The 13,326-nt window shown below is 31.3% G+C and carries 9 protein-coding genes, 1 tRNA gene and 1 other annotated feature; all 10 genes read left to right on the top strand.

Features of this window, described 5'->3' with window-relative positions:
* Positions 1 to 101: 101 nt before the first annotated feature.
* Positions 102 to 1,934 (top strand): ATP-dependent zinc metalloprotease FtsH, encoded by a 1,833-nt coding sequence (ftsH, locus tag VIM70_RS00395; RefSeq protein WP_331942983.1) that lies wholly within the window; start codon positions 102 to 104, stop codon positions 1,932 to 1,934.
* A 115-nt stretch (positions 1,935 to 2,049) separates the two neighbouring features.
* Entirely contained in the window at positions 2,050 to 3,720 is a 1,671-nt protein-coding gene (locus VIM70_RS00390; protein WP_331942981.1) for a formate--tetrahydrofolate ligase, read from the top strand.
* 355 nt (positions 3,721 to 4,075) lie between these two features.
* Complete coding sequence (locus VIM70_RS00385; RefSeq protein WP_331942979.1) at positions 4,076 to 4,855, top strand: type III pantothenate kinase; 780 nt, start codon at positions 4,076 to 4,078, stop codon at positions 4,853 to 4,855.
* Between the two features lie 11 nt (positions 4,856 to 4,866).
* Positions 4,867 to 5,844 carry a tRNA dihydrouridine synthase DusB gene (gene dusB, locus VIM70_RS00380; protein WP_331942977.1) on the top strand — a complete coding sequence of 326 codons (978 nt, stop codon included), beginning with the start codon at positions 4,867 to 4,869 and terminating at the stop codon, positions 5,842 to 5,844.
* Positions 5,845 to 5,919: 75 nt separating this feature from the next.
* Positions 5,920 to 6,738 carry a hypothetical protein gene (locus VIM70_RS00375; RefSeq protein ID WP_331942975.1) on the top strand — a complete coding sequence of 273 codons (819 nt, stop codon included), beginning with the start codon at positions 5,920 to 5,922 and terminating at the stop codon, positions 6,736 to 6,738.
* Positions 6,739 to 7,011: 273 nt separating this feature from the next.
* Positions 7,012 to 7,494, top strand: a complete 483-nt coding sequence (greA, locus tag VIM70_RS00370) for a transcription elongation factor GreA (RefSeq protein ID WP_331942973.1) — start codon at positions 7,012 to 7,014, stop codon at positions 7,492 to 7,494.
* Between the two features lie 181 nt (positions 7,495 to 7,675).
* Positions 7,676 to 9,205: a lysine--tRNA ligase gene (gene lysS, locus VIM70_RS00365; protein WP_331942971.1), complete on the top strand. Its 1,530-nt coding sequence runs from the start codon at positions 7,676 to 7,678 to the stop codon at positions 9,203 to 9,205.
* Between the two features lie 192 nt (positions 9,206 to 9,397).
* A tRNA-Asn gene (locus VIM70_RS00360) sits at positions 9,398 to 9,472 on the top strand.
* Between the two features lie 100 nt (positions 9,473 to 9,572).
* Positions 9,573 to 9,738: a binding site (T-box leader), on the top strand.
* A gap of 42 nt (positions 9,739 to 9,780) precedes the next feature.
* The gene (locus VIM70_RS00355) at positions 9,781 to 11,172 is read left to right on the top strand and encodes a glycine--tRNA ligase (protein WP_331942969.1); all 1,392 of its coding nucleotides are present in this window, start codon (positions 9,781 to 9,783) and stop codon (positions 11,170 to 11,172) included.
* Between the two features lie 178 nt (positions 11,173 to 11,350).
* Positions 11,351 to 12,727, top strand: coding sequence for a UDP-N-acetylmuramoyl-L-alanine--D-glutamate ligase (gene murD, locus VIM70_RS00350; protein ID WP_331942967.1), 1,377 nt, complete (start codon positions 11,351 to 11,353; stop codon positions 12,725 to 12,727).
* The last annotated feature ends 599 nt before the right edge of the window (positions 12,728 to 13,326 follow it).

Raw genomic sequence — 13,326 nt, 5'->3', positions numbered from 1 at the left:
AATGTATATTATATTAATTAATAATTAATATATATTTTATTGTCAAGTGCTTTTTAATGTGATAAAATTTCATAGTAAATGAAAAGAGAGGGGGGTATCTAATGAAAAAAATTTCTAGTGCATCAATTTGGGTTGTAGTATTTGTACTTGTGATTTTTGCATGCCTAACCTTACTTGATACTGGTAAAAATGTTACCACTCTGTCTGTTGATCAATTTCAACAACATTGGGATAAAAAAGATATTAAAAGTGTCCAAGTAAGTGAAGATAAAACAGTATCAGGAGAATTAAATAACGGAACACAATATGAAACCGTAGTTCCTCTTGCAAGATTAATGCAAGTTATGGACAAAAATCCAAATCCTAACGTTGTAGAAAAATACGTAAAGCCAGCAAGTATGCCGATGTGGTTACAAATAGTACCAACATTGCTTATAATTTTAATGTTAGTAGCATTTTGGTTTATGTATATGCAGCAATCACAAGGTGGTGGTGGCGGTGGTGGTAATAGAGGTGTAATGAATTTTGGGAAAAGTAGAGCCAAAATTGCTACGCTAGATAAAAAGAAAGTTACATTTGACGATGTAGCGGGTGAAGATGAAGAAAAAGAAGAACTTGCGGAAGTTGTAGATTTCTTGAAACAACCTAAAAGATATTTAGAAGCAGGTGCAAGAATTCCTAAAGGTATTCTTCTAGTAGGACCACCAGGTACAGGTAAAACACTTCTTGCAAGGGCAGTATCAGGAGAAGCAGGAGTGCCATTCTATAGTATATCAGGTTCTGAATTTGTAGAGATGTTTGTAGGTGTTGGAGCTTCAAGAGTAAGAGATTTATTTGATCAAGCGAAGAAAAGTGCTCCTTGCATAATATTTATTGATGAAATTGATGCTGTAGGTAGACAAAGAGGTGCTGGTGTTGGCGGAGGTCATGATGAGCGAGAACAAACTCTAAATCAACTATTAGTTGAAATGGATGGGTTTGGTGTAAATGAAGGCATAATCATGATAGCTGCTACAAACAGACCAGACATACTTGATCCTGCTCTTTTAAGACCGGGTAGATTTGATAGACATATATTAGTTGGTGCGCCTGATGTTAAAGGAAGAGAAGAGATTTTAAAGGTACATTCCAAAGGTAAACATTTAGCAGAAGAAGTAAAACTTGACGTATTAGCTAAAAGGACACCTGGTTTTACTGGTGCAGATCTTGAGAATTTAATGAACGAAGCCGCATTACTTACTGTAAGAAATAATAAAACAGTTATAGAAATGAAAGAACTTGATGAAGCAGTAACTAGGGTTATTGCTGGCCCTGAAAAGAAGAGCAAGGTTATCAGTGAAAAAGATAGAAAATTAACAGCATATCATGAAGCGGGGCATGCTGTAGTAATGAAATTTTCTCCACTATCAGATCCAATCCATCAAATAAGTATTATACCAAGAGGTATGGCAGGTGGGTATACAATGCATCTACCAGAAGAAGATACAGCTTATACTTCTAAACTTAAACTTAAAGATGAGATGGTCGGTCTGCTTGGTGGTAGAGTTGCAGAAAAATTAATATTACATGATATTAGTACTGGTGCTAAAAATGATATTGATAGGGCATCTGCTATTGCAAGGAAAATGGTTATGGAATATGGTATGAGCGATGATTTAGGACCAATATCTTTTGGTAATGATCATAATGAAGTATTCCTTGGAAGAGATTTAGGTAAAAGCAGAAACTTTAGTGAAAAGGTAGCTAACAAAATAGATTCAGAAGTTAAGGCTCTAATTGATGAGGCTTATGGAAAAGCTGAAAAGATTCTAGCAGAGAACGTTGGGAAACTTCACGCAGTAGCTCAAGAACTACTGTTAAAGGAAAAACTTGAAGGAGTAGACTTCGAAGAAATTATGACAAGACCTGATTCAGGAGAAATTGAATTATCATAGTTTTAGATAAATTAGGAGACATACAGTAAATTTACTGTATGCCTTTTTTTATATGAGTTGTGATATAATAAAAAGTATTAATTTGTGTTTAATTAATATGCAAGGGGTGAAGTAAATGAAAAGTGATATAGAGATTGCGCAAAGTGCTAAGATGATGCATGTGCGATTAGTTGCAGAAAAAATGGGATTAACTGAGGATGATATTGATTTATATGGTAAATATAAAGCAAAGATTTCTTTGGATGTACTGAAAAGAAAAGAAAATAGGAAAGATGGAAAACTAATATTAGTTACAGCCATCAACCCTACTCCAGCCGGAGAAGGAAAATCTACGGTTACAATAGGGCTTGCGGACGCTTTATGTAAACAAGGTAAGAATGCAGTGATAGCTCTAAGAGAACCTTCACTTGGACCAGTATTCGGCGTTAAAGGTGGAGCTGCTGGTGGTGGCTATGCTCAAGTTGTACCAATGGAAGATATAAATTTACATTTCACTGGGGATATGTATGCAATAACTGCAGCTAATAATTTGCTCTCAGCGGCTATAGATAATCATGTTCATCAAGGTAACACACTAAGAATTGATAGCAGAAAAATTATATTTAGAAGAGTAATGGATATGAATGATAGGGCACTTCGAAATATTGTTGTTGGACTTGGTGGTAAACCTAATGGGTTTTTAAGAGAAGATGGTTTTATGATAACCGTTGCCTCAGAAATAATGGCTATTTTATGTTTGGCTAGTAACCTTATGGATTTAAAAGAAAGAATGGGGAAAATTTTAGTTGCTTATGATTTAGATGGCAAACCAATATATTGCATTGATTTAAAAGTAAATGGTGCAATGGCACTTCTTATGAAAGATGCTATAAAACCTAATCTAGTTCAGACTCTTGACAACACGCCTGCTATAATACATGGAGGACCTTTTGCTAATATTGCTCATGGATGTAATAGTCTACTAGCAACCAAAATGGCTTTGAAATTAGGGGACTATGTTGTAACTGAAGCGGGATTTGGAGCAGATTTAGGTGCTGAAAAATTCTTTGATATAAAATGTAGATATGGAAATTTAAAACCAGATTGCGTGGTTCTTGTTGCTACAATAAGAGCGTTAAAACATCATGGTGGAGTAGAAAAAGATAAATTAAATGAACCTAATGTAGAAGCACTTTCAAAAGGAATTGAGAACTTAGAAAAACAAATAGAAAATATTAAGAAATATGGAGTTCAGGTAGTTGTAGCAATAAATAAATTTATATCTGATAGTAAAGAAGAGATTGATTATATAAAACAATTCTGTGAAAAAAAAGGTGTTAAGGTAGCTTTGACCGAGGTTTGGGAAAAAGGAGCAAATGGCGGCACAGAGTTAGTTCAGCAAGTGTTAGAATCACTTGAAAATGAAAAGAGTGACTTTAAGGTTTTATACGATGATAAGCTTTCAATAAAAGAGAAAATACATATTATTGCTTCGGAAATATATGGAGCAGACGGAGTAGAATATAGTACCAGCGCAAATAAACAGATTATTGAAATAGAAAAACTTAACTTAGATAAGGTTCCTATATGTGTTGCTAAAACTCAAAACTCTCTCTCAGATAATCCAAGTCTTTTGGGAAGACCAACAAACTTCACAATAAATGTTAAGGAAATTAGAATTTCTAATGGGGCTGGATTTATTGTAGCATTAACTGGAAATATAATGACAATGCCAGGACTTCCTAAAATACCAGCAGCTAATAAAATGGACATTTCTGAAGATGGTACTATAACGGGTTTATTTTAAAGGGCAATTCAGAAGGTTTTAATACTAAAGAACAAAAGATTAAGCCTGATTTGTTAAAGAATAAGGTTATTATAGAAGATATCTATAATAACCTTATTTTTCGGTAGAAAGTATTTTTGTTATTGTGTAAGTTGAATATATATTTTGGGGAAGAATAATAAAGCAAATAACAGCGGTAAGCTTATTATAAAGATTTAACTTGACAAATATGTTCTAGTTGTTAAAATTAGATTGTTAAATTAGCAAAAGTTAAAATTAACATTTTATAATATTTGATTTGTAAATTTTGTATTTTTGCATGAAAAAAACATAAAGTAGCTTGGAGCTTCTTTATATTATATAGGCGGTGGATAAAGTGATTTTAGTTTTAGATGTTGGAAATACTAATACTGTTTTAGGAGTTTTTAAGGCAAAGGAGTTACTCGTGGAGTGGAGAATATCTACTGATGGGAAAAAAACTTCTGACGAATATGGAATTCAAGTAATGCAATTATTTCATCAAAAAAACTTAAAAACAGAAGATATTAAAGGGGTCATAATTTCCTCAGTTGTTCCTAATATTATGTACTCATTAGAACACATGATAAGAAAATATCTTGATTTGGTACCAATGATTGTGGGACCTGGAGTTAAAACTGGAATAAATGTAAAATACGATAATCCTAAAGAAGTGGGTGCGGACAGAATTGTTAATGCTGTTTCAGCTCATGCTATTTACAAAAGATCATTAATTTTAATAGACTTTGGGACAGCAACGACATTTTGTGCTATAAGTAAAGATGCTAATTATTTAGGTGGAACTATATGTCCTGGTATTAAAATAGCTTCTGAAGCGCTATTTGAGAGAGCAGCGAAATTGCCTCGAGTTGAACTTGTAAAACCGGAAACAGTTATATGTAAAAATACTGTTTCAAGTATGCAGGCTGGAATAATATATGGATATATTGGTCAGGTAAACTATATTGTTAATAAGATGAAAAGCGAAATGATTAGTATGGGAGAAGAAGAACCTTTTGTAGTGGCCACAGGAGGACTCTCAAAACTTATGACAGAAGAGTCTGAGGCAATTGATGAGTATCATCCGAATCTAACATTAGAAGGGCTTAGAATGATTTATGAAAAGAATAGGGAATAGGTGATGATTTAATGAACATATCAAATATTCATTTTGAAAATGATGTTTTTTTAGCACCTATGGCAGGAATTACGGATATTGCCTTTAGAGGTTTGTGCAAAGAATTTGGTTGTGATCTCGTATATACCGAGATGGTAAGTGCTAAAGGATTATATTATGGTAGTAGCAATACTGAGGCTCTTATGCAAATTTCTAACATAGAGAAACCTGTTGCTATTCAGATATTTGGGAATGATCCGAAAATTATGGCTAGTGCTTGTGAAATTTTCAATGCAAGGACTGATATATGTATGATTGACGTAAACATGGGATGTCCTGTGCATAAAATAGTAAAAAATGGTGAGGGGTCAGCTTTAATGAAAGATCCTAAACTTGCAGCATTAATAATAAAAGAAATGAAAAAGGTTTCTACAAAACCTGTAACAGTAAAGTTTAGGAAGGGCTTTGATTCAAATAGCGTTAATGCTGTAGAATTTGCTAAATATATGGAGGATGCGGGCATAGATGCTATTACTGTTCATGGCAGGACTCGCGAACAGATGTATGAGGGAAAAGCTGATTGGAATATTATAAAGGATGTAAAAGCTAGTGTTAGAGTACCAGTAATAGGGAATGGAGACATATTTACTGTGGAGGATGCACTTAGGATAAAGGAAATTACTTGTTGTGATGCTATAATGATCGCAAGAGGTGCAATGGGTAACCCTTGGATTTTTAGAGAGGTTATACAAGCGATAAACTTGGATGCGGTTATATACCCTACTGCAGTGGAAAAAATAGATATGTGTATAAGGCATTTAGATTTAGCTGTGAAATATTATGAAGAACTTAAAGCGGTTAGAGAAATGAGGAAACATGTGGCTTGGTATATCAAAGGGCTTAACAACTGCACAGAAATTAAAAGTAAAATTAACGTTCAAAAAGATTACGATGGGGTAAAACAAGTGCTCTTAGTTTATAAAGAATATTTAAAGAATATAAATATATAATTTAAAATAAAATATGAATGTATATAATGAATACGGAATAGGATAGTAGTACATTAATATAAAAGGTGTTTTCATATGAAGCCGATTTTATGTGTAACTTCAAATATAGATAATTTATATAATGAATTCGGATTTTTAAGTAAAATAAAAGATAGACTAAAGATAAAATTAATAAAAAATGAGTACATTAAAGAATTAGATATAAAAGTGACAAATGTATGGCTACCACCTAATTTTAATAAGAAAGCATATTTAAATAATTTAGCATATGCTAAAAAAATATGTAAATGTAATGAAGTACAATTATCGCTAAAGACATTGAGAACTATGGATTATAATTTTTTTAATGATTTTCAAAAGAGATTTTTGGCTTTTAGTGTTATAAAAAGTATACAGCTGTTGCTTAGGATGAGAAATAAAAGTTTGAAAAATTGCTGCATTGTAGTTTATGATGCTTGCGATATGATTAACTATAATATTGTTGTGGAGCTGGCAAAGCAAAGCAAATATATTGTATTTTTATCATCAGACTTGGTTAAAGCTAGAAAACTTGCAGATTATATTATTGCTAATTTTGGTGTATCGCCTATTGTAACAGATGATGAACTATATGCTACAAAAGTAGCGGATTTTATTATTTCCTCTAAAGATTATGAATTTAGTTATGGGAAATTGGTATGGTATGTAGATAATAGTATAAGCATGGCAAATAATAGTGTAGCTGTAAATGATGTAAGTTATAATGTATCTTGGAACACTCTTAGTGTTGATTTTTCTACTGAACTTATAGGATCAATATTATGTCAAATGCAAGAAAATGATATTGAAAAAGCTCTCAAGTATAATGGAATATATTTAAAGGAAATAAAATTCAACAATAATGTAATAATTTAGAATATTTTGGACATAACATATTGACAATACTAACTCTCTGATTTATAATGGCTAAATAGTTACATGGATTGTTATTGTAATAATAAATTTTAGACCAAATAATTCATCAATTTGAACTAATAGTATTATATTACATAAATTACATTAAATTGCTAAATTTAAAGGAAAACACTATTATGGCTGGGGAAAAATATACCGTGATATTGTTATTTTATGGTGGGTTTTATGTACTTTTATAACTTATTTAATAAAAATATAAAAGGGGAGAAATAAATGAGCGAATTAAAACAATATGTAATGACCTACGAAGGAATTACAAAATTAGAAGAAGAATTAGAATTTCTTAAGACTGTTAAGAGAAAAGATATAACAGAAAAAATAAAAGTAGCACTTGGGTATGGAGACTTGAGCGAGAACTCAGAGTATGATGAAGCTAAAAATGAGCAAGCATTTGTAGAAGGTAGAATAATACAATTAGAAAATATGCTCAGAAATGCAAGTGTTGTAGATGAAAATGATATTGTAAAAGATGTAGTTAGCATAGGCACTATAGTTAAGGTTAAGGATTATGAGTTTGATGAAGAAATTGAATTTTATATAGTAGGATCTGCAGAAGCTGATCCAATGGTAAATAAGATATCAAATGAATCGCCAGTTGGGCGAGCGCTCGTGGGTAAGAAAGTGGGAGCAATTATGGAAGTTACAGTTCCGAATGGTGTTAGCAAGTATGAGGTGTTAGAGGTTAGACGTGGGTAGCTATTTAAATATAATTTAATTTTTATAGAGAAAAGGTTTTATAGAGCAAAGTCTTTATAAAACATAAAGGGTGCTTAACAATTTATAATTGGTAGGTGCCCTAAAGAAACATATACATAGAAGAAATATGGCAGACTAAATGATTATTTTCTGACATAGAGGAAAAACTGGAGGGATATTAATGTCAAACGAAAAAAAGACTGAAGAAAAAAGTGAAGAAAAAAAATTACATGAACTCGAATCTAAATATAATGAACAGGTAACCATAAGACGACGAAAATTAGCAGCTTTAAAAGAAGATGGTAAGGACCCATTTGATGTATACAAAGTTGAGAGAACGCATACATCTAAAGAGGTTAAAGATAATTATGAGAAATTAGAAGGTACCCAGGTTATTGTGGCAGGTAGACTTATGTCTAAAAGGGTTCATGGCAAGGCTGGTTTTTCTGATGTACACGACAGAGATGGTAAAATTCAATTATACATAAAAATAGATGATGTAGGTGAGGAAAAATTACAAGAATATAAAAGTTTTGACATAGGAGATATTTTAAGCGTAACTGGAACACCGTTTGTTACGAAAACCGGTGAAATATCATTACATATAGTAGATTTTCAGCTAATAGCAAAAGCTTTAAAGCCACTTCCAGAAAAATGGCACGGATTAAAAGATCCTGATTTGCGTTATAGACAAAGAGAAGTAGATATAATAATGAATCCAGAAGTAAAAGATACTTTTATGAAGAGAATAGCAATAATTAGATATATCAGAGAATACTTAGATAATAAAGGATTTTTAGAAGTTGAAACCCCGATTTTATCATCAATAGCAGGGGGTGCTGCAGCAAGACCATTTATGACTCACCATAATACGCTAGACATTGATATGTATCTTAGAATTGCAACAGAGTTGTATTTGAAGAGGCTTATTGTTGCTGGATTTGAAAAAGTATATGATATGGGTAAAAACTTCAGAAATGAAGGAATGGATGTAAGACATAATCCAGAGTTTACAATGATAGAACTTTATGAAGCTTTTGCTGATTATAACGATATGATGGAAATTACTGAAAATATGATAGCTTATGTTTGTGAAAAAATTCATGGAACTACAAAAATTAATTACCAAGGAACTGAAATAGACTTTACACCACCTTGGAGAAGAATTACTATGGTAGATGCAGTAAAAGAATATTCTGGTGTGGACTTTACACAAATTGCTACTAACGATGAAGCTAGGGAAATAGCTAAAGAAAAACATTTAGAATTTAAAAAAGAGTTAAAAGATTGTACAAAAGCAGATATACTAAATGAATTATTTGAACAATATGTAGAAGAACATTTAATCCAGCCAACATTCTTATGTGATTATCCTGTAGAGATATCACCTCTTACTAAGAAGAAAAGAGGAAATGAAGAGTTTACAGAGAGATTCGAGGGTTTTGTTTTTGGACGCGAAGTTTGTAATGCATATTCAGAGTTAAATGACCCAGTAGTTCAAAGAGATAGATTTATGCAACAAGCAAAAGAAAGAGAATTAGGTGATGATGAAGCTTATTTAATAGATGAAGAATTTATGAGTGCGTTAGAAACAGGAATGCCACCAACTGGTGGACTTGGAATAGGAATCGACAGAATGGTAATGTTCCTAACAGATGCTTATTCAATTAGAGATGTTATATTGTTCCCTACAATGAAACCATTACAGTAATTTAAAAAAATATTTAAAAAGATATTTTAGTTAATCTAAAATATCTTTTTTTCGCAATATATTTATCTATGAATAAATTCAAAATATAGTATTTTCATGTGAGTCTTCTCAGTATATATAATTAATAATAAAAAACTATTGAATTTTTAATTATATATGTTATAATACCATTATGATCAAAAATGATATTATTCCGCGATAGCTCAACGGTGGAGCACTCGGCTGTTAACCGATAGGTTGAAGGTTCAAATCCTTTTCGCGGAGCCATTTTTTAAACAATCATATAATGGCTAATCAATAAGTTATTTATTTGATTATCTTAAATAATAAGAACAAACAATGATATAAAAGTTAATTTATAATTAAATATTTCACTATGATAAAGAAGAGTAGTAATATTACTTTATAAGAGAGGTTGTGGCTCGTGGAAACAATCAAAGTATTATTATGAAGGGAACTTTTGAGTGTATAGAATTTAGAGTAGGGCATGTGCCAATAAGGGTGGAACCGCGGAAGTAAATTTCGTCCCTTAGGGTATAGTCTTTTTTTTATATAAAAATTTAGGAGGGGTTAAAATGGAACCTAAAAAAAGCATGGAGAAGATTGTTACGTTATGTAAAACAAGAGGATTTGTATTTCCAGGATCTGATATATACGGAGGGCTCGCTAATTCATGGGATTATGGTCCTTTAGGAGTTGAATTTAAAAACAATGTTAAAAAAGCTTGGTGGAAAAAATTCATTCAAGAAAGTCCTTATAATGTAGGTGTAGATTGCGCTATACTTATGAATCCTGAAGTATGGGTTGCTACAGGTCACGTTGGAGGGTTTTCAGATCCATTAATGGACTGCAAAGATTGCAAATCTAGATTCAGAGCAGATAAGTTAGTTGAAGATCATATGACAGAGCTTGGAGCAGAAGTAGCCACTGCTGATGGATGGACAAATGAAGAACTAAAAGATTATATGGCAAAAGAAAAAATAGTATGTCCTAAATGTGGAAAGAATAATTTTACTGACATCAGAAAATTCAATTTGATGTTTAAGACTTCAATGGGAATAACTGAAGATGGAAAGTCTGATATATATTTAAGACCAGAAACTGCCCAAGGCATTTTCGTAAACTTTAAAAATGTTCAAAGGGCTTCAAGAAAAAAGATCCCATTTGGCATAGGTCAAATAGGAAAAGCTTTTAGAAATGAAATAACACCAGGAAATTTTATATTTAGAACAAGAGAGTTCGAACAAATGGAATTGGAGTTTTTCTGTAAGCCCGGTACAGATTTAGAATGGTTTGCATATTGGAAAGAACAATGTGCCAATTTCTTATATAATTTGGGAATGGAAAAAGAAAATCTAAGGTTTAGAGATCACGATAAGGAAGAGTTATCATTTTATAGTAATGCTACTTGTGACATAGAATTCCTCTTTCCGTTTGGCTGGGGAGAACTATGGGGAGTTGCTGATAGAACTGATTATGACTTAAAGAAACATATGGAACATTCCGGAAATGATTTGAGTTACCTAGATCCTATCACTAATGAAAAATATGTACCATATTGTATTGAACCCTCACTTGGTGCAGATAGAGTTGTACTAGCATTTTTAGTTAATGCATATGATGAAGAAGAACTTAAAGGTGGAGACTTTAGAACAGTGCTGCATTTACACCCTGCACTTGCACCATTTAAGGCAGCTATTTTGCCACTCAGTAAAAAGTTATCAGAAAAATCACTTGAGGTTTTTAATATGCTAAGCAAGAAATTTAATGTGGACTATGATGAAGCTGGAAGTATAGGCAAAAGATATAGAAGAGAAGATGAAATAGGAACACCATACTGCATAACTGTAGATTTTGATACTTTAGAAGATCACGCTGTAACTATTAGAGATAGAGACACAATGGAACAAATAAGAGTAAATATAGATAGTCTTGAAAAGTTTATAGAAGAGAAACTACAGTACTAAATTGCAATAGCATATAGTATAAAATAAGGCTTCATAGTCTATATTTATACTATATGCTATTTTTTTATAAGATAAAGTTAAATAACATTGTTATAGTATAACTGTTTGTTATATTAAAATTGTTTGTTATAATATAAAGTAATGATATTAAATATATGAAGGTTATATGGAGGTTTATATGAATAGAGATTTTAAAGAATTTAAAGAGTTTATAAAAGGGAAAAAAGTTGCAGTTGTAGGTATAGGAGTTAGCAATATTCCTTTAATTGATTTTTTAGTGAAGCTGCAAGCAGTTGTTACAGCTTTTGATAAAAAAACTTATGGTGTGCTTGGGAAAGTAGCAACGAACTTCGAAGCAAATGGGGTCAAGTTAGTCTTAGGTGAAGATTATTTAAATAATTTAACTGGGTTTGATGTTATTTTTAAAACCCCATCTATGAGAATAGATAATCCTGCGCTTTTAAAAGCAAAACAAGAAGGAACTTACATAACATCAGAAATGGAAGAGTTTATAAAATATTGTCCAGCAAAAACTTACGGTGTGACTGGTAGTGATGGGAAAACAACCACAACTACTATAATATATAATATATTAAAGAAAGAGGGATATAAAACTTGGGTTGGAGGGAATATAGGAAATCCACTTTTTTCAAATATTGAAGGAATAACTAAAAATGATAAAGTGGTTTTAGAATTGTCTAGCTTTCAGCTTATGACTATGACTGTTTCAACAGATGTAGCAATAGTAACAAATTTGAGCCCAAATCATTTGGACATTCATAAAAATATGGAAGAATATATAGATGCAAAGAAGAACATATTTAAATATCAAAATGATGGTGATCTTATTATATTGAATAAAGATAATGATTTAACTTATGAATTAAGAAAAGAAGTTAAAGGCAGAGTTAAGTTTTTTAGTGTGATAGAGAAGCTAGAAGATGGTGCATATTTTCAAAATGATAAATTATATATAATGAATAAGGTAGTTTGTAATCTTGATGAAATAAAGTTAAAAGGAATGCATAATGTTCAAAATCTATTAACTGCCTTTTGTGCAACTCAAGAAGAAGCATCAGTTGCGAGTATGAGAGACGTGGCTATTACTTTTGCGGGGGTACCTCATAGAGGCGAATTCGTGAGAGAAGCATATGGAGTTAAGTATTATAATGATTCAATAGCATCTAGTCCAACTAGAACGATAGCAAGTTTAAAAGCTTTTGAGAAACCAGTTATATTAATTGCAGGAGGGTATGATAAGAAAATACCTTTTGAGCCTTTAGCGGAAGGAGCTTACTTAAATATTAAAACACTAATATTAGTAGGTGCCACTAAATATAAAATAAAAGAGGTTTTTGAACGTGTAATAAAAGAAAAGAAAATTTCTTTAGAAATTATACTTGCTGAAAACTTTAATCAAGCGATTATGACTGCTAAATTAGTTGCGATTCCTGGGGATATTGTGACTCTGTCACCAGCATGTGCAAGTTTTGATTTATTTAAAAACTTCGAAGAAAGAGGTAATAAATTTAAAGAAATAGTAATGGCATTATAATAAAAAATAGGTGAGGTTTATTAAAATAAATAACAAGTTAAATGCGGTAGCATTTTGTCTTGTTATTTTTTTAAGTCCATTAAGTGATAAATGCATAACAAATGTTCCAAGCGTATCATTATGAGTAAAAGGTCATAAATGGGAGAAATAAGCATAAATATGAAAATAAATTGATGAAATGGATGATTATAAACAAATAGTGATTTAATCATATGATATTATATTAATTGTCGCTGAAACATAAAGTTACAAATTAACTTTAGAGGAATAGTGATGTATTAAAAGTTCATTATCGATTTTTTTAAAACTGTTGACAATGAATTAAAAAAGAATTATAATAATAAAAGTCATCACATAATGACAAATTAAATTGGTCTTTGAAAATTAAACAGAGAAATAGGTAAAGAAATGAAATAATATTTTATTTTAACCAGTTAATTACTTTAGAAAAAGTAATATTTTAGTCGTAAGACTAAAAAGTATGTAATGAGCTCGCGTTACCAACTTAATCGTTGGTATTCAACTTAACAGTTGGCGCAGATTAATCATTTCAACTAAAAAAGTGTAAACTTTTAAATTGAGAGTTTGATCCTGGCTCA

This window comes from Clostridium sp. (assembly GCF_036569345.1).
Taxonomy (GTDB): domain Bacteria; phylum Bacillota; class Clostridia; order Clostridiales; family Clostridiaceae; genus Clostridium_AD.
This window is presented reverse-complemented; position numbering and strand designations above follow the sequence as displayed.